The organism is Oribacterium sp. C9 (assembly GCF_002007235.1).
GTDB lineage: Bacteria > Bacillota > Clostridia > Lachnospirales > Lachnospiraceae > Oribacterium.
Window position 1 is genome coordinate 23,567 of record NZ_MUHW01000005.1, and the last position, 19,349, is coordinate 42,915.

Below are 19,349 nucleotides of genomic sequence, written 5' to 3' on the forward strand. Positions count from 1 at the left end.
AAAAAATATAATATTAGTCCGAGTAATCCTATAGAATAAAGAAAAAGATATCGATTATGTTACATCTGCGTAAATTTATAAATATTGAGAAATGATCACTTATTATGATATATTGTTGCCTATGAATTTTTACAATTACCTTCAGGAACATGATATCGATCTTACCAGACAGCAGCAGCTCGCGGTCACTACTACAGACGGCGCAGTGCTGCTTCTTGCTGTACCAGGATCAGGAAAAACTACAGTTCTGGTCACTAGACTTGGCTTTATGATCTATGAGAAGCATATAGCACCGGAACAGATACTCACACTGACTTATACAGTGGCGGCAACCAGAGATATGTCACTGCGATTCCGTAGTCTTTTCGGTGAAGAATATGCCGGAAGACTGGAATTCCGTACCATTAACGGTGTCTGCGCCCGCATAATCAACTATTTCGGAAAGAAGATCGGCAAGAATGCTTTCGATCTGGTGACAGATGACAGGATGACTTCAGAGCTTCTGGGACAGATTTACAGGACTGTACAGAATGATTTTGCCACTGAAAGTGATCTGAAGGCTGTCAGAACCCTGATAACCTACATCAAAAATATGATGCTAGATCCTGAAGAGATAAAAAAGCTGGATGATACAAGCGAGATGAAGATCTCTGACATATATCGTTTATATCAGGAGGAGATGCGAAACCAGGGGCTTATGGATTATGATGATCAGATGGTCTACGCACTGATGATCCTTAAACGAAGTACGGAGACCCTGAACTTTTTTCAGTCAAAGTATCCGTATATCTGTGTCGATGAGGCTCAGGACACTTCAAAGATTCAGCATGCCATAATCAGTCTGCTTTCCGAAAAAAGCGGTAATCTCTTCATGGTAGGAGATGAGGACCAGAGTATCTACGGATTCCGTGCAGCTTATCCCGATGCGCTCTTAAATTTCGAGAAGGATCATAAAGATGCAAAGGTCCTTCTCATGGAAGAGAACTTCAGATCACGTAAGTTCATAGTTGACAGCGCACAGCATTTCATATCTCAAAATGTTTTGAGACACGAAAAGACCATGTTCACCAAACGTTCAGGAAAAGGTGCGATTCATACCATCAGCCTTAAGAGCAGGACAGCCCAGTACAGTTATCTCGAAAAGGTGGCAAAGGACTGTCAGACGGAAACAGCTGTCCTCTACAGGGATAATGAAAGCATCCTGCCTCTGGTGGATCTTCTCGAAAGGAACAATATACCCTACAGAGTCAAAAATATGGATCTCAGCTTTTTTACTCACAGAACCATAAACGATATATCAAATGTCATCAGGTTCGCGGCTGATCCCGGAAACGATGAACTGTTCTTTCAGATCTACTATAAGCTTAAGACCTACCTTTCCAAGGCATTGGCAGCAGAAGCGTGTCAGCAGGCAAGAAAACACGGGCTTCCCATCATTGATGCGGCACTGTCTTTCTGTAAGCTTCCGAAGGGAACAGAGGCAAATCTTCTTGAGCTTAGAGCCAATCTCAAAAATCTTCTTGAGGATAAAGCAGATCAGGCCATAGGCCGTATAACCCGTCAGATGGGGTATAACGACTACCTGGAAAGAAACAAAATAAGTGAAAGTAAGATCTTCATATTAAGAAGTCTTTCTTATCAGGAGGACAGTCCTATGTCACTTCTGGAGAGACTTAAGGATCTTCAGTTCATACTGAAAGAGAAAAACAGTGACCCTGAATGTAAATTTATACTTTCTACCATCCACAGCAGTAAGGGGCTCGAGTACGATACGGTATATCTCATGGACGTTATGGACGGCATTTTTCCTCAGGAGGTGCCTGATATAGCATGGAAAAGCTGTTCCATAAGAAAGGCTGCAAGTGGTGATGACATGGAGAATCTCGAGATCTTTGAGGAGGAGCGCAGGCTCTTTTACGTTGCTGTCACGAGAGCAAAGAACAGCCTCAACATATTTGAATATAAAAACGAAGATACAACCTTTATCAATGAGCTTCTGGACAGAGGCTACAGCCATAACAGCTTGAAGGACGGAACTTCCACACGAAGCTTTTCCTTTGAAAGCGGAAGAGCCTTCGGAGGGGCTAACCGTTTTAGGAATGATCCGGATCTAAAGGTCTATGATACTACAGGTACTTCCTCACGAAGCACCAGATACTCCCTGTTCACTCCTCACGCATATAGTGAAAGAAATATCGAATCGGAAAAGATCTTTTCAGAAGCCGACTACAGAGATTTCATTGACTCTTTAGGTGAAGGAGTGAGGGTGAAACACATTAAGTCAGGAGAGGGAACGGTAGTCTCATTGGACAAAAGAAAAGTTGTCATAGCCTTCGATGACGGAAAAGAGACCACCTTCCAGCTGCATTTCTTATATTCACATGATCTTTTAAAGCTACTTTAATTAAATGTTATTTATAGGTATCATTAAATCTATTTCTTTTTCACTTGAAAACTTTACACTGTTACGCTTTGCATTCCTAAAGTAAATGTGTATAATCCAATAAGGTAATAAAGAAAAGGAATAGGTTTTATAAAATGCAGTTATTTCAGTTTGTCTACAACTTCCTCTGGGGGGACCTCATCACTATACCGCTTCCGGGAGGATCAGGCTTAGGTCTCTCATTATTGGTTCTTCTTTTGATCCCTGCGGGTCTTTTCTGTATGGTGATCACCAGATTCCTGCCTTTACGTCTGCTGCCGGAGATGATCAGAGTAGCATCCGAAAAAGACAGTACCGGTGACAAGAAGAGCAGTGTATCAGGTCTCGAAACTCTTATCGTTTCTACAGCCACCCGTGTCGGAATGGGAAACCTTGTGGGGGTTGTAGCAGCTGTTTCAGCCGGCGGAGCAGGCGCTGTTTTCTGGATGTGGATAACTGCTATTATAGGTTCAGCAACTGCCTTTGTAGAAGCGACTCTTTCTCAGATGTATAAGGAAAAGGATCCTCTTTACGGAGGCTTCAGAGGAGGTCCTGCATATTACATTCATCACCTCTTTGCAGGAAAAAAGAAGAAGAGTATCATGGCGGTACTTTTTGCTCTTTCAGGACTTCTTTGCTGGTGCGGAATCAGTCAGGTCATCGGAAATTCCGTTTCCTCAGCTCTTGAAAATGCTTTTAATGTGCCACCGCTGGCAACGGCTGTCATTCTCTGCATTCCGGGTGCATACATTGTTTTAAAGAAAAACGTTACCGTAAAGGTTCTGGATATCATCGTTCCTGTGATGGCAGGCTTCTATTTCTTCCTGACACTTTTTGTTGTTATCAACAATTTTTCCAGCCTTCCATCTGTTTTTTCGCAGATCTTCAGAGAGGCATTCGGTGCACGTCAGGCCATTGCCGGTGGTTTCGGTGCTGTTCTCATGAACGGAGTAAAAAGAGGACTTTTTTCAAATGAAGCAGGCTCAGGGTCAGCGCCATGTGCTTCAGCGAGTGCCGATGTTGATCATCCTGTAAAGTCAGGTCTTCTTCAGGCTTTGGGTGTTTTTATAGATACCATCATCATCTGCAGCTGTACAGCTTTTGTTATGCTTCTTGCACCGGAAGAGCTCACAAGCGGACTCGGTGGAATGGACCTTCTTCAGGCAGCCATGCGTTACCACTTCGGAGAAGCAGGCGTAATATTTATCGCTGTAACACTCTGGCTGTTCTGTTTCTCAACATTCCTCGGCATCCTCTTTTATGCCCGTTCAAATGTTGCATATATCTTCGGAGATAACTGGACATCACAGACTGTTTATAAGGCCATAGCACTTGTAAACCTCTTCATCGGCTGCCTTGCGGCTTACACCTTTGTATGGGATCTCGGAGATGTAGGCATTGGCCTCATGACCATCTTTAATCTCATAGCTTTAGTTCCTATGTCTAAGGATGCGGTAAGATCACTAAGAGATTATGAGCAGAGATTTTTGAAAAAGAATGAAGAGAAAAAAGTAACTGATCTGGCAAGCTGATTTAATGATCTGCAGGAAACTGCAGATCTTTTTTTGCTATAAGGCTGTCAATGTATCTTTATCTTAGGCACATTGATACGATGATAAAAAGAACAACAAATGATAATGACTTTTTAAACGTAAGATAGACTTATGTTGTTTCAGTCAGTAAAATGAAGGCTATGAATATTTTTGAAAGCATTAAAAAAGAATTTACTATACCAAACGCATATTCAAACTGGAAGGACTATAGGAAAGCACTCACAGACCTTATACTTCAGGATGAAGAAATATGTGATCCTTCAGCCGCTAAGAAGCGTTCCATCGCTGTTCTCGGAGCAGGCCCCTGTAATGACCTGGATCTTAAGCGTCTTACGACACACTTCGGAAGTATAGATCTCATAGACGTGGACGGAGAAAGTGTAATGGATGGGCTCATAAATCAGGGGCAGGAGCATTGTCCAAATATACATATAAAGGAAGGATCCCTTACAGGAGTCAGTCAGGAGCTTACAGAACGATTTTTCAACAGACTTTATATGTACCTTATGGAAAAGGGGAGAGCTCTGACTAAAGCTGATTTTATCGAGCGTTCTCTCATGGAATTCAGATCGATTGAGGAAGCACTGTTTCGGAATGAAGCAGATCTCAGTAACATACTTCCGGTAAAAAGCTATGATATGGTGGTGGCAGCCGGACTTCACAGCCAGCTCTGGAGTATTCTTTCCTACAGCTGGCACATACTTTCCGGTAATGTTTCTGAACAGATATTCGGTGGTGATGTCATAGATCCCGAGCCCCTCCATGATCACATCCGGGAGGTGGATGACAGACTCATACCGCTTATAAACGAAGCCATACTTAAATCCTCAAAGCATCGTGTTCTGTTTTCTTCCGAGTATGATCCAAACAGTCCATCTGAGGGTGCATGGCAATGCATAAAGGATATCAGACAGAGATTCACCGGAGGAGAGATAGAACTCAGGGAATCTACTCTTGAATGGCCCTTCTATCCTGAACAAAGGCGGAAATATACCATGTTGATTCAGGATATAAAAATGTGCTAAGATAGTCCCTAAAGTTTTAAAAACAGGAGTACTAATCGAAATGCAGAATTCAGATAATAAGAAACGTAATATCATTTTGATCGCAGCCATTCTGGTAGTTATCCTACTTAGCTTCGGTCTATCGGCATATATAAGGAGCAGTGCAAAACAGGGCAACGGAAGTGAAACAGCTGCATCGTCTTCTTCATCAGCTGAAGGTGAAAGCAAAGATGAGAAGACCAACGAGCTTCAGGTAGTTGTACAGTATGTTGATCGAGAGATCTTCAGAGCACCTCTCAGTAAGGATGCTCTCTATATGATTAAGGACGGCGTGGTCTCGGAAGTTCCTGAAGGCACAACACTTGAGTCCATGGGAGATGAGGCACTCGAAACAAAGCATCATATAAATCTCATGCAGGTAAAGGATAATTCAGTTGCGGTCGTACAGTCTAACTGCAGCAACCAGATCTGTGTTTCCATAGGAAAGATGACAGATACAGACTACGATTTTCCTATCACCTGCCTTCCACACGGACTTATCATAGTTATTCAGTAAAAGTTCATATTACATGGTCAGCAGTTTATTCTTTCAAAGAATAGACTGCTTTTTTTATGATGATTAAAGAAATTTGACTGTAAGGGCAGGATTTAACGAGTATTATATAAACATTATGTTCATTAAAATGATATAAATATGTCATTTAAGATTTTTAACTATATTGTAACCGCTTTCAAATTGTTTTTTATTGTCGAATATGCTTAAATAAAATCGTATTTTATGAGTGCTTTAATAGGAGGCAAAATGAAAAAATTTCTTAGGGGAGCAATGGCCGTAGGTCTTGCTGCATCAATGACAGCCTGCGCATCACAGCAGACTCCTGAATCAACAACAGCAGCTGCTACAGAGGCAGCTACAACAGCTGCTGAAGCAACAGAAGCTGCCGGAAACTTTGTTGCCGGTACATATTCAGGTTCAGATCAGGGCTTCGGTGGAAAGGTAACTGTTACTATCACAACAACAGATGCCGAGATCACAGACGTTCAGATCGAAGGAAAAGACGAAACACCTACAGTAGGTGGGGCAGCTCTTGAAGAGCTTGCATCTCAGATCAAGACAAAGCAGTCTGCTGAGATCGATGGTGTTTCAGGTGCTACATTAACATCAAACGGTGTTAAGGCAGCTGCAGCCGCAGCTATTGAGGCTGCAAAGAAGGGCGAGGCTACAGGCGCTAACGATGCTGAGCTCGCTTTCACAGCAGGTACTTACACAGGTAAGGGAACAGGCTACAACGGAGATATCGCTGTTGACGTTACATTTGATGAAGGTAAGGTAACAGCTATCGAGGTTAAGGAGTCTAAGGAGACTGAGCACGTTGGTGATGTTGCATACGACATCCTCATTCCACAGATCATCGAGGCAAACGGCACAGGCGTTGACGGTGTATCAGGTGCTACATTCTCATCAAGAGCTCTTAAGGAAGCTGTAAATGATGCAGCTGATCAGGCTTCAGTAACAAACAAGGATGCATTTACATCCAACACTGTTGAAGTTAAGGCTCAGGATGCTATCGACGAGACATACGATGTAGTTGTAGTAGGTGCAGGTGGAGCAGGTATCTCTGCAGCAGCTCAGGCAGCTCAGGACGGAAACACAGTTCTCGTTATCGAGAAGAACGCTGAGGTTGGTGGTAACACACTTGTATCCGGCGGACAGTATCAGTCAGTTATGCCTTACCTTGTATGGGATGCAAAGAATCCTGATGCTACAACAGGCAAGGGCTTCGACGGCAACGAGTATAACAAGGTTAAGTCAGTTCAGGGATGTATCGATGAGTTAAAGACCATCCTTAACTGGTCAGAGGATGAGTTCGATGCTGACTACTACAAGGATCATGAGTATGTAGCAGGTGATATCGAAGAGCTTTCAAAGCATGGTGTAGTTAAGGATTATCTTCCTACTCTCCAGGCTCTTAAGAAGGAGATCCAGGCTTACCTTGACTGGGCACAGCCTAAGCTCGACGCAGGAACACCTGAGTCAGACCTTACACTTTTCTCAACAATCAACCTTCACATCTTCCAGACATACTATGGCGGACTTCGTCAGAGCGCTGACAAGTCATCATGGATCTATGGTGATGTAGACCTCGTATCACAGTTCATCAACGATGGACAGGATATCAAGCCATGGCTCGAGTCAATGGGTTCAACATTTGTTGAGGATACACAGCCAACACTTATCGGTGCTCTCTGGTACAGAGAGAATCAGTTCATCGGTGCTAATGTAGATGCTGATGGCGATGGCAAGGAAGAAGAGTACGGCGGAAGATGGGGAACATACTTCATGGCTCCTATGACCGCATTCAAGAACGCTAATGAAGCAAACAAGATCATGACTCGTACAACAGCTGAAGAGCTCATCACTGAGAATGGTCGTGTAACAGGCGTTAAGGCTACTATGTTCGATGGAACACCTGTAACAGCACATGCTACAAAGGGTGTTATCCTTGCAACAGGTGGTTTCGCTGCAAATATCGGTAAGGTTGTAGAGACTAACGAGTACTGGTCAAGTGAGTTCCTTAACGATAAGCTTGAGACAACAAACCGTTCATCACTTCAGGGTGATGGTATCAAGATGGCTGAGGGTGCCGGTGCCGCTACAACAGGTGAGGGCTTCACACAGCTTATGCCTATTTCTTGGGTAGACAATGGTGACCTTGCATTCGGTGGTGGAGATTACGCTATCTACATCAATCCTACAACAGGCAACCGTTTCGTAGATGAGACTTCAGAGCGTGACGTTCTTTCACTTGGTGAGTTCAAGAACGGTATCGAGTGGAAGGGCCACAAGGGCGTATTCATTGAGATCGCTAATGCTGCAGTTCCTATCCCAGGACCATACCTCTACAAGGATGAGGACGTTGAAGGAAGACAGTATGTAAGAACTATCGGCGAGCTTGCTGATCTCTTCAAGGAGATCGGTCTTGAGACTGATGCTGATGCTGTAATCGAGACAATCAAGGATTACGATCAGGCAATCATGTCAGGCAAGCAGCCTAAGGATGTAACAAAGAAGCAGTTCTCAGCTCTCATCGGTGATGCAGAGAAGAACGACAACGGTTCATACAAGGCTGATACATACAACCTTGATGACGCTAAGCTTCGTGTACGTCTCATGGCTCCTTCAACACACCACACAATGGGTGGTATCTCTGTTGATGTAAACCGTCACGTACTTGATAAGGACGGAAAGGCTATCGATGGACTTTACGCAGCCGGTGAGGTTACCGGAGGTATCCATGGTGGTAACCGTCTCGGCGGTAACGCTATCACTGAGATCTTCGTATCAGGACGTACAGCAGCTAAGGCTGTAACAGCTGATAACAAGTAATCTGAATCTTATTAATTTTTTTAAAGCACAGGGATAAAATATTCAGGGGACATGTCGAAAGGCATGTCCCCTGATTTTTTGTATATTATTTCAGATAAGATGTGTATAATAGGATAACGCTTATATAAAGATGATTTTCAGATAAAATAGAGGTAAAACATGAGATGTCCTAAATGCAATTCAGACATTCCTGATGATTCAAGGAAGTGTCCCAAGTGCTTTACACCCATTATAAAGATAAAACCTATGAGAATCTGCACAAACTGCGGAAGTGAAGTTCCTGATGATGCAGATATCTGTCCGGGATGTGGAAGAGGTATAAAAAGAAAAGCCCACCAGACAGCTTCCGGTAATTCTGCATCCGGATACAGAGAAAAGGCTGAAAGCACTTCTACAGGAACAGATGGAAACAACTGCCATAGCAAGCTTATCAGCGAATTTAAAAGAGATAAGTATGCCTGGCTTCAGTCATTTCTTCCGGGAACGTTGGCCCTTATATACCATTTTATGGTACTTAGAAACAACATCACTTTTAATCTCATAAATACATTTATCATCTATGAGGCACTTTCTTTCTTCTTTGGGTACAAGGATATAAAGAATCTTATTACACGACCTGAAATGATGGATGGACTCGTCTACAGTGAAAAATTTGTATTCATGAGTTATTTTCTTCCCATGCTGAGTTTATGGGACAGAAGACAGCTTCCGGGAATGAACAGAAGGGCTCTATATCCTTTGATTCACACTGTTATTTTTACACTTCTGATCATAAGTGTGATGTTTACCATGGATATAAGAGCCATGGCCCTCGCCGGAGCAGTATAGAACAGAATATTTTTACAATTAAAAAAGTGAGGGAAATGCCCCTCACTGTACGTTTGAATATACTCTGACAACAGAAACCATGGTCCCGTTTTCGGTGTGCTTTACTGTTGTGGTAGTTATGGAACCGTCACCATTATAAACAGTAGTAGTTCCGTCACCATTCTTTGCGGCATCAGCTGCATTCTGTATATGCTGACCGGTATTTACGGCACCGTACTCGGTAGATGTATCTACGTTGGTATATCCCGTATATGATATCCCTTCGGATGTCACACCAGTGATTTCATTGACATTGCCGCCAATGATCGCAGATATGGATTCTGAAAGAGAGGAATGTACATCTGAGCCGTTTCTGTTTTTGATAAATATGCCTGAGCTTGTGGCACCGCCGGTAAGTTCATCAATAGTTGACGGCATTGTGACAGTTAAAGCGACATTTTCAGCAGAAGCAGGATAGATTTGGGCAAAGTTCTGAATCAGTCTGTCGATATAATCGTAGGTATAAGGGGCATAGGTCATAAGTGTATCGGGATCTGTACAGTAAAGACCGAAGGAGCCGGCGAAATATTCATTGGCATCAGTCTTTTCGTATTTGGTGACCGGAGCAGTGGCTTTTTCATACTGGAATATGCGTTTGAACTCATCTGTATCCGAAATATACTTCTTTCCATCCTGAGTTACATAGAAAATGATATCTCTGAATCTCATGGTCTTTACGGAAGTACCTTCGTCTGAATAACAGATGTCATCGAAAAAATGTCCCATTTCATGGGTTATAGCCTCTGCAGCACCATAATCCCTGTTTGTAAGTATGATCTTTGCATCATGTCCTTCCTGACCGGAATAGGCTCCCAGTAGATCGCCTATAGACGCGGTTGTCTCAAAGAAATAGATTTGATTTCCGAGATCCTCATAATACTGCCTAATGGACGCAGGAATCATATTATACTGGTAGGTAACAGCCTGAATCTGCTCATTGGTTGCGGTAAATCCCATATCAGCAAGAGGTATGGCTGCGTAAGCTGTCGAACCTAAGGCGAACGAAAATGCCGCAGTGGAAGCAACTGTTAAAAAACCTGTTTTGATACTGTTTATATTAATGTTAAACAATTCTGTCCTCCTAAAAAGTAAGTAGAAATCCGGATATATTTCCTGCTTTATATGTCAGATTCAAAAAACAGGAATATATTCAAAGATTATAACACTCATACTGCTTATCATCGAATGATACTTACTTTATAATTCAAATTTGTGTTCAATTTATGATGCTTTTTTTAAAATATTGATTATTTCAGTTTAAATAGAAAGAGAGTCCAATGTCTATATCAGAAATAAAACCCGATTATTATGATGATTTCCACTGTATAGGAGGTGAATGCTCCTTCACCTGCTGTCAGGAATGGAAGATCTCGGTAGACCGTGAAACAAAGAAAAGATGGCGTTCCATATCGGCTCCGAAAGATCTGAAAGAAAACCACCGGTTACCTGCAGGTCTCAGTGAACATAGTTCGCTGAATCAGTTTATAAAAAAGATCGATGATACGGATGTCATAGGTCTTTTGCCGAACATGAAATGTCCATTTCTCGAATGTGATCATCTTTGTCGCCTTGTGAAAGAGCATGGTGAAGAAATACTTTCCGTTACATGCCATGAATTTCCAAGAGAAACTCATATTTTCCCTGATCGTACAGAAAGGGCACTTGTATCATGCTGTCCGGAGATAGTAGACCGGTGGAACGAAAGAAATTCACTTTCCTTCACAGGCCTCGATCATAAAAACAGCGACATACTGCGGAGAGCTGACAAAAAAGACATCCTCAGGCTTACCAGAGATCTCATGATGTTTCACCTTTCAGATGAAGCCTCTGACAATCGTACAAATCTTCTGTCAGCCTTTTTCATACTTCTTGATATCTATCATAAAGATTCTCTGGATTCAATGGACGATTACATTGATCAGGGATCCATCCGTAAACTGAAGGCTACTATCGATAGTCTGGAAAGAGATCCGGAAGAATCACTGAACGAGAGAAATGAGCTTTTCCTCGACATGACAGAAAACTATGCAAGAGAGAACAGATATACTTCATTTCTAAAGCCTCTGAGAGATACCGCATCAACATATAGCGATGAGGAAATACAGGACTTCAATGCAGCCTTATCACGTTATGAAAAACTCCTCAGAAACTATCTTATCTCAGAAACCTTCTCAAATCTTTTGATCCCGGATATGGATCTAAGAGACATGGTTCTGCAGTTTGAATGGATGATGATGGAATATGCCGCCATCCTGCAGGGACTTTTCCTGAAATGGATATCTGCAGAAGAGCACACTCTTTCATATGAAAATGTCAGGGAAATGATAGTTCTCATTTCGAGACTCACAGGCTACGATGCAGCTGATATAGAAGAGTATCTGACAAACAGCTTCGAATCCGCCGTATGGGACTTTGGATATGCTGATTTCTTATTGGGCTGATGTATAAAAAACAGGATCTCTCAGGGACATGGATGAAATCTTATCATGCTCTTAGAGATCCTGTTTATTTAACTTTTGATCTAAAGCTATATCTACGATATCATTTGTCTAAATCGTAGATTAACCGAAAACCTCATAGTGGATCATCCGAAGGTATAGCTGTATGGATTGTAATCAGACACCCAGGCACCTGTTGAATTTACATAATAACCGTCCGGTGTGGTTGTGTTAGTGAGCATAGCTCCGTCTGCACCGCAGTAGTAATACTGATTGTTCCAGTAGATCCAGCCTGTCTTCATATATCCCTGAGAATTGAAATAATAGTACTTTCCGTTTATAAGCTGCCAACCGTTTGAAGTCCAGGATCCGTCAGCATTTCTGTACCACCAGCCGTACTGATCAAGTATCCACTGTCCGTCGGTTGTATTGACAGGAGAGTTTGCATAATATGTGGAGCCGTAAACCGTAGTTCCCGTCAGACCTGAAAGATAAGCTGAGGAAGCGGAGCTGGTAGGATTGTTAATATTTGCGTTGTAGGTTGCTTTAATGGAAGCGGCTGCAGACTCTGTGACATACAGATCTTCTGATTCTGCCCATGATCCTTTATGTGAACTTGAGTATACCGCACGAACCTTATAGCTATAGGTTCCTGCCTGTGTGAAATAGTTGGCAAAGCTGTAATAATTGTTAGTGGTAGTTACTGTGGTAAGAACAGTACTGCCGCGGTAAAGCTTTACCTCGAATTTTTTCACATTTTCAACGGTGCTCCAGTTGGCGATACCGTAAGCCGTCTGCCAGTAAGCATTGTCGATGTTCAGATCCAGTGAGCTGGACCAGTCCTTATAGACCTTATCAAGAGCATCGAGGGTATAAACTATGGTCAGATATCCATGACCGCTTCCGCCTGAAACAGAGGTTACGTTACCGGCATCACCTGTCACGTTGACATTGGCCTTTGTGATATTCCACTTATAATTATCATCATCTTCAAGGGCAAGCTTTATCTGAACCTTTGGTTTGTCATCGCCATCCCATCCGTCTGCAGGTACATTGGTGATGGTGGCACTGTGAACATCATACAGAGTGGAGGTTGTTGTGACCTCTACATCACTGGATGTGGAGCCAAGGGAAAGGTCAGTGGAAACATTGATCTTTACTGTAGAGACACTGGTTCTGGAATCTGCAGCGTAAGATGGAACAGCCATAGCAGCCATAAATGAAGAAGATACAAATATTATCGCAAATTTCTTTAAATTAAACATGTGTCCTCCTTTGAATCTCTGTAGTTATTATAACTATCGACGCTGAACTGAAACTGAAATAGACCTGAAATACAAATCGGTAATTTCTGTAAATTGAAGTATAATCTTTTTTGAAATCTTGTCGGTAATAAATGATGTAAGTACATCATAATCTATTTTATACGGACAGTTGATAAAATTAATTGAATTATACATTACAAAATAGGACAAAAAGAAAAAAATTATGAACATTACAAAACGACTTTACCGCTTTTTACTGATCTTTTTCTGCATAAGCATCATATCGGTATTTAGCGGTTGTACAGAATCCCTGTCTAAAGAGATTGATGTTACAGTTAGTGATCCTGAAACCGCAGGTCTCATGGAGATTACGGAAGATGGAACCTATACTTCAAAGGATGATGTAGCTCTATATATTTACACCTACGAGCATCTTCCGTCCAATTTTATAACCAAATATGAGGCCAGAAAACTGGGGTGGAATGGTGGAAGCCTTGACGATGTAGCCTATGGCAAATGTATCGGCGGAGACAGATTCAAGAACCGTGAGGGGCTGCTTCCTGACAGTAAAGACAGAAGCTATTATGAATGTGACATTGACACTCTTCATAAGAAAAAGAGGGGTGCAAAAAGAATCATTTATTCAGATGATGGATTGATCTACTACACAGAAGACCACTATGCAAGCTATGAACTTCTTTATGGAGATCCATGAAGCCTGTTGATTAAAATTTGTGGCAGGGATGCCGGAAATATCGGAGGAACGTATGAAATATTTTCTTGATCTATCAGATGTAACAGATCGTGACGAGTTGTATGACGCTATCGAAGATCAGCTGCCTGTACCTAATTACTTCGGAAGAAATCTCGATGCACTTTATGATGACCTGAGTGAGGTGATAGATGATTGTACTTTGATCGTAAAGAACTTCGAGGAATTTGCGGAGATAGACCCTCAGTATTTTAAGAAATTCAAACATACCCTGAAGGATCTCATGCTGGAGATACCTGATTTTTCTGTTAAGTTCTCATCTGATGATGAAGAATCAGAGGAAGATGATGAGGATTACGATAACGGAGATGAATCCGAGTATGATGCAAGCGGAGATGATTATTCAGATCCTGATGATAATTATGGTGACAGCGACGGCTATGACAAGATGGACGTAAACGAATAAAAAGAACCGCTGAAATTATTTTGCACAGATAAATTTAACATAAAAAGAAAGAACCTTGAGCCCATAAAGCTCGTGGTTCTTTCTTTTTATGGAACCTGTTTTTTTCACATTCTCTTTTTTATACTGCTTCCTGTACCAGATCCCTGAGTGACTTTGGTCTGACACTTTTTGAATTGGTCCTTTCGAGATTATAAGCCTTAAGAACCGTATCGAACTTATCGGACGGAACCGGTCTCGAAAAATAAAAACCCTGAAAGAAATCACAGCCGTTGATCTTTAAAAAAGCAGCCTGTTCCTGTGTTTCCACGCCCTCTGAGATGACCTGCATATCCAGACGCTTAGCCATCTCTATGACAGAATCAATAATTATCTCTGAACGGATAAGATCATCAGTATCCTGCAGAAATCCCATATCAAGCTTCAGAACATCCGCATGAAGATTTTTCAGGAGTGTGAGAGAAGAGTATCCGCTTCCAAAATCATCGATCTCGATAGAAAAACCTGCATCGTGAAGCTTTGCGATGAGATCGACATAAAGCTCAGGACTGTTCACAAAACTGCATTCCGTGATCTCGACATTCATCTTGCAGGGTGAGATATCATACTTCTGAACCAGTCCGATAAGGATCTTCGCTATATCGAGATAATAAAGATCCTTGGGGGAGATATTGACCGAAAGACTGAGATTCTTTTTTTCCGGGTCTTCTTTCCATTCACTGAGAAGGCTGGCGGCCTTATCCCACATATAGAGATCCAGCTTCCAGATAAGCTCTGAATCCTCAAGTATATGAATGAACTGAGATGGACTCAGTATGGTACCATCTTCAAGAAGCCATCTGGAAAGAGCCTCGGCACTGATGATCTCGCCTTTGGTGTTTGCCTGTGGCTGCAGATACAAAAGAAAACGGTTTTCCTTTAGAGCACTGTCGAACTCGCTTATGATCTTTTTACTGTAAAGACGTTCCTCCATGATGGATTCGTCATACCAGGCAACAGAGAATGGCTCATCGATCTTTATGGACTTAATGGCGAGCTTCGCCCTGTCACACATGGAAAGAACTTCCATTTCAGGATCTGTTATTTCATAAACTCCAAGCTGAAAATGCATACGGAATCCGGGATTATCTATAAACTCTGAGCAGACCTGTGCGATCCTTCTGAAAAGCTCCTCCTCAAACTTATCTTTCTCGATAAGAAAAACAAACTGATCAACGTGGAGCTGATCAAATACTTCAAAATACCGTCCATGCTCTACGATGAGTTTTTTCATACAGCGTAAAATCTCATTACCCTTCGGGAATCCAAAGATCTGATTCACAAGCTTGAAATCCCGTATATTGGATCGAACCAGAAGATAACGCTTGTCAGGATTAGAACACAGAACATGTCTGATCCTTTCCACGTACATAAAACTATTCAATTTACTCTTACACATATAAATATCCTTCCCCTAAAAACATCAGATCACACCCTCATATGATCATGATGCCATAACTTTAAACAGAATAATGTTTAAATCATCTCATCCGTGAGACAAAATAATCATGAATTTAAATACACCCTAATATATAGAATTCATAATACAAAAACGATATTTAATATACCAATTTATATTTTACGGGAACTGATGAACACAATCAACAAACTTACATATATTTAATAAATATATGTATATCAGACGATTGCGCTATAGAATTCATCTATAGTTTCTATTAGTGTAAACTGTAGCGGACAATCTTAATCGAAACCGTTTTCGCATGAAAAATCAGGTATCAGAAGCAAGTTTTATGGCTTGATTTATAGTGTTAAGCACACGCTTTTTATCACCTGACCATAACGGGGCAATAAGGATTTTTTTAGGTCCGTCTCCGGTTATCCTGTGTACGACGGTTTCTGAAGGAAGAAGCTTCAGGCATTTTACAAGGATGGAACAGTACTCTTCCAGAGTGAGAACATGGAATGGCTCTCTTTCGTATTCTTCCCCGAGCCTTGTTCCTTTAAGGATATGTAGAAGCTGAAGCTTTATTCCGTCTAGTACAGGTGTCAATGCAGAAAGATACTGTATGGTTTCGAGGATATCCTTTTCATCCTCCCATGGAAAACCTATGATTACGTGAACTATCACTGAAAGTCCGGAAGCCTTTAGCCGTTTATATGTGTCATCAAAAACAGACAGAGGATATCCTCTGTTGATACGTTTTGCGGTTTCATCATGGACAGACTGAAGTCCCAGCTCGATCCAGACTTTTTTATCATATCTGTCCTGTAGCTTCTTCAGTTCAGAGATCATCTCATCGCTTATACAATCAGGTCTCGTTCCTATGGAAAGAATAATCACCCTCGGATCTCTGAGAGCTTCATCGAACAGACTTATGAGCTTAGCTGTATCACCATAGGTATTGGTATAAGACTGAAAATAGGCTATGAATTTATGTTCAGTCACCTTCGGAAGCTTTGCTTCGACTCTTTTTATTCCGATTTCGATCTGCTCTTTTACAGGAAGAAGTGGTGCGGCAAAATCACCGGAGCCGCCCTCTGAGCAAAAGCTACATCCTCCTCTGGATATGGTTCCGTCTCTGTTTGGACATGAGCACCCTGACTGAAGTGAGATCTTGTAGACCTTCTGTCCGTAAATTCTTTTTAAATAATCTGATAGAGATAAATAATACATGTATCTCATTATAACATTTCATGTTTAAAATATAATTGCTAGAATATATAAAGACAAATGTGTCAGTTATCAATAAATGATCATTTTTTGTACTATCACGACAGATATGACACATAAATCGATATGACACATAAATCCACAATAGGAGTTTTGAGTATGAAAAAGAAATTCAGATTTAAACTATTGATGATTTTAGCTCTTTGTTTCGTGATCTCAGCCTTCACATTGAAGGGCTTTGCTGATTTCGGAAGCTATTCCGGTGACTCTGACTACGGCTCTGACAGCTGGAGCAGCAGTGATTCAGGGTGGAGCAGCAGTGACTACAGCTCCGGAGGCTACAGCTACTACGGAGGATCCGGCAGCAGTTCAAGTGACGGTTTCTTTTGGGATATGGTAGTACCTCTTATAGTGTTTATCATTATATTTATCTTCATCATACAGCGCAGCAAGAATATAAGCAGACTTACAGATTCTCGCCCGAGTCAGCCTGTCAACAACGTGGCACGGAGCAAGGGAAGACCTATTTCAGAATATACAAGCATCGATCCGGGATTCGATTCCGCAGAGCTTGCAGCAAAGCTCTCCAATGTTTATGTGAAGCTTCAGAATGCATGGCAGGACAAGGATCTGGAACCGATACGTCCTTATCTTACAGATGATTTCTATGCTCAGATGGATAGACAGCTCAGTGCCATGAAGAGCAGAAATCAGACTAACTATATCGAAAGGATCGCCGTACTCAGTTCAGAGCCTGTGACTTTCTATCAGGAGAATGGAATGGATCACATAGTTGCCATTCTCAAAACACGTATAGTGGACTATACTCTCGATGACAGAACAGGCGCTCTCGTATCCGGAAACAAGGTAAAGGAGAAGTTCATGACCTACGAATACGACCTCTGCAGAAAGAGCGGAATCACAACTCATACAGAGAAGGGCCTCAATACAGTCACATGTCCTCACTGCGGTGCGCCGCTTGACATCAACCAGACCGCTAAGTGTCCATACTGCGGATCAGTTATAACCGTGGTCAACGAAGACTGGGCTATCAAGAGCATAAAGGGAATTTCACAGCGCACAAGCTGAAACAGGACAATGTCTAAATCAAACAAACAGATATAAGCGTCATACATCTATCCCGAACCTGTGATAACACAGTTCGGGATATGCACTTATAAAATTCATATCAAATAAACGATAGTATTTTTTGCGAGGTTAAAGCTTCATGTCTTCACAACATAGCAATTTTATCAAAAAAACTTATCACAATACCTTAGTAACTCTTAAATGGATGATGTTCGGAGCAGTATCAGGTGTGCTCGTGGGAACTGTGTCCTCTTACTTTGCGAAGGCCATATCCCTTGCCACAGCCTTCCGGACATCACATCCGTACATACTTTTCCTTTTGCCTCTGGCAGGAGTTTTTATCGTGTTTTTCTATGCGGTTCTGGGAGCTAAAACTCCGAAAGGCACGAATCTGGTTTTGGAAGCCATACATAACGGGCAGAGAGTACCTCTCCGCATGACGCCCCTTATCATAGTGTCAACTGTAGTGACACACCTCTTCGGTGGTTCTGCGGGACGTGAAGGTGCGGCTCTTCAGGTTGGAGGATCTCTCGGTAATGCTTTGGGCAGACTTCTCAGATTTTCCGAGAAAGACAGACGCCGGACCATCATGTGCGGAATGAGCGCTTCTTTCTCGGCTCTTTTCGGAACTCCCCTTGCAGCAACGATCATGCCTATTGAGGTTAGTACCGTAGGAATCATGTATTACTCGGCACTGGCTCCATGTGCCATAGCGGCACTTACCGCCCGGAAAATTGCAGACATCATAAATCCCGGTTCAGAGACGACCATGGTACTTTCGGATGTCATAGAATTTTCATGGGAAACCGGAGCATATACCATACTTTTTGCAGTATTGTGTTCACTGGTAGCTATACTTTTTTGTACAACCCTGCATGAAACAAAGAAATTTGCGAAAAATGCGGTTAAGAATTCCTATCTTAGAGCGGTTCTGACAGGTGCCCTTGTTATAGTCATGACACTTATCGTCGGCTCACAAGTCTACAACGGTGCAGGTTCAGATATAATAGCAGCCTGCATAAACAATCCCGGATTCCAGATAGTGCCATATGCGTTCCTTTTAAAGATACTCTTCACAGCAGTGACATTATCCGGTGGCTTCCAGGGTGGTGAGATAGTACCGTCGCTATTCATTGGCGCAACCTTCGGACATGCCATAGCCGGAATATGCCATATCTCTCCTATGATGGGAGCTGCCCTTGGAGCTGTATTTGTTTTCTGTGGAGTCACCAACTGCCCTGTAGCATCTATCCTTATAGGATTTGAGCTCTTTGGCTTCGGGATGTCTTCATATGTACTTCTTGGTGTCGCGGTCACATATCTTTTCTCAGGTAACTACAGCCTTTACGGTTCACAGAAGATAAGATTCAATAAATATGAGCCTGAGCTTATAGACAGAAACTCACAGTGAGATGTTAAAAAAACACCTTTGTTTCGTAAAGGGATCATAAGCATCCATACTGTGAGTAGGATACTC

General features: G+C 42.0%; 15 protein-coding genes. 11 read left to right on the forward strand and 4 right to left on the reverse strand.

Annotation, left to right across the window (positions count from 1 at the left end; genetic code table 11):
* Positions 1–121 precede the first annotated feature (121 nt).
* The 6 genes from BXO88_RS04585 (at position 122) to BXO88_RS04610 (ending at position 9,195) form a co-directional block, all read left to right on the forward strand.
* Positions 122–2,404, forward strand: a complete 2,283-nt coding sequence (locus BXO88_RS04585) for an ATP-dependent helicase (protein WP_078036581.1) — start codon at positions 122–124, stop codon at positions 2,402–2,404.
* 134 nt (positions 2,405–2,538) lie between these two features.
* Positions 2,539–3,954 (forward strand): alanine/glycine:cation symporter family protein, encoded by a 1,416-nt coding sequence (locus BXO88_RS04590; RefSeq protein ID WP_078036582.1) that lies wholly within the window; start codon positions 2,539–2,541, stop codon positions 3,952–3,954.
* 161 nt (positions 3,955–4,115) lie between these two features.
* Complete coding sequence (locus BXO88_RS04595; RefSeq protein WP_078036583.1) at positions 4,116–5,000, forward strand: hypothetical protein; 885 nt, start codon at positions 4,116–4,118, stop codon at positions 4,998–5,000.
* 40 nt (positions 5,001–5,040) lie between these two features.
* On the forward strand, positions 5,041–5,535 hold the full coding sequence (locus BXO88_RS04600; protein WP_078036584.1) for a NusG domain II-containing protein: 495 nt from the start codon (positions 5,041–5,043) through the stop codon (positions 5,533–5,535).
* Between the two features lie 246 nt (positions 5,536–5,781).
* Positions 5,782–8,367: an FAD-dependent oxidoreductase gene (locus tag BXO88_RS04605; protein WP_168171617.1), complete on the forward strand. Its 2,586-nt coding sequence runs from the start codon at positions 5,782–5,784 to the stop codon at positions 8,365–8,367.
* 159 nt (positions 8,368–8,526) lie between these two features.
* Entirely contained in the window at positions 8,527–9,195 is a 669-nt protein-coding gene (locus BXO88_RS04610) for a zinc ribbon domain-containing protein (protein ID WP_078036586.1), read from the forward strand.
* Between the two features lie 42 nt (positions 9,196–9,237).
* Here BXO88_RS04610 and BXO88_RS04615 read toward each other — a convergent pair whose 3' ends face one another.
* Positions 9,238–10,305: an anthrax toxin lethal factor-related metalloendopeptidase gene (locus BXO88_RS04615; protein ID WP_078036587.1), complete on the reverse strand. Its 1,068-nt coding sequence runs from the start codon at positions 10,303–10,305 to the stop codon at positions 9,238–9,240.
* 206 nt (positions 10,306–10,511) lie between these two features.
* Between BXO88_RS04615 and fliB the strand changes: the two genes are divergently transcribed.
* Entirely contained in the window at positions 10,512–11,675 is a 1,164-nt protein-coding gene (fliB, locus tag BXO88_RS04620; protein WP_078036588.1) for a flagellin lysine-N-methylase, read from the forward strand.
* A 143-nt stretch (positions 11,676–11,818) separates the two neighbouring features.
* Here fliB and BXO88_RS04625 read toward each other — a convergent pair whose 3' ends face one another.
* Positions 11,819–12,937 carry a hypothetical protein gene (locus BXO88_RS04625; protein ID WP_078036589.1) on the reverse strand — a complete coding sequence of 373 codons (1,119 nt, stop codon included), beginning with the start codon at positions 12,935–12,937 and terminating at the stop codon, positions 11,819–11,821.
* A 223-nt stretch (positions 12,938–13,160) separates the two neighbouring features.
* Between BXO88_RS04625 and BXO88_RS04630 the strand changes: the two genes are divergently transcribed.
* The gene (locus tag BXO88_RS04630; protein WP_078036590.1) at positions 13,161–13,652 is read left to right on the forward strand and encodes a ribonuclease domain-containing protein; all 492 of its coding nucleotides are present in this window, start codon (positions 13,161–13,163) and stop codon (positions 13,650–13,652) included.
* A 52-nt stretch (positions 13,653–13,704) separates the two neighbouring features.
* Complete coding sequence (locus tag BXO88_RS04635; protein ID WP_139355508.1) at positions 13,705–14,115, forward strand: barstar family protein; 411 nt, start codon at positions 13,705–13,707, stop codon at positions 14,113–14,115.
* 118 nt (positions 14,116–14,233) lie between these two features.
* Here BXO88_RS04635 and BXO88_RS04640 read toward each other — a convergent pair whose 3' ends face one another.
* A complete protein-coding gene (locus BXO88_RS04640) occupies positions 14,234–15,550 on the reverse strand; it encodes an EAL domain-containing protein (RefSeq protein ID WP_078036592.1) in 1,317 nt (438 codons plus the stop codon).
* 330 nt (positions 15,551–15,880) lie between these two features.
* Positions 15,881–16,786: a TIGR01212 family radical SAM protein gene (locus tag BXO88_RS04645; protein ID WP_078036593.1), complete on the reverse strand. Its 906-nt coding sequence runs from the start codon at positions 16,784–16,786 to the stop codon at positions 15,881–15,883.
* Positions 16,787–16,942: 156 nt separating this feature from the next.
* On the opposite strand from BXO88_RS04645, the gene BXO88_RS04650 reads away from it, so the two are divergent.
* On the forward strand, positions 16,943–17,872 hold the full coding sequence (locus BXO88_RS04650) for a transporter (RefSeq protein ID WP_168171618.1): 930 nt from the start codon (positions 16,943–16,945) through the stop codon (positions 17,870–17,872).
* Positions 17,873–18,011: 139 nt separating this feature from the next.
* The gene (locus BXO88_RS04655; RefSeq protein ID WP_078036595.1) at positions 18,012–19,283 is read left to right on the forward strand and encodes a chloride channel protein; all 1,272 of its coding nucleotides are present in this window, start codon (positions 18,012–18,014) and stop codon (positions 19,281–19,283) included.
* Positions 19,284–19,349: the final 66 nt, after the last annotated feature.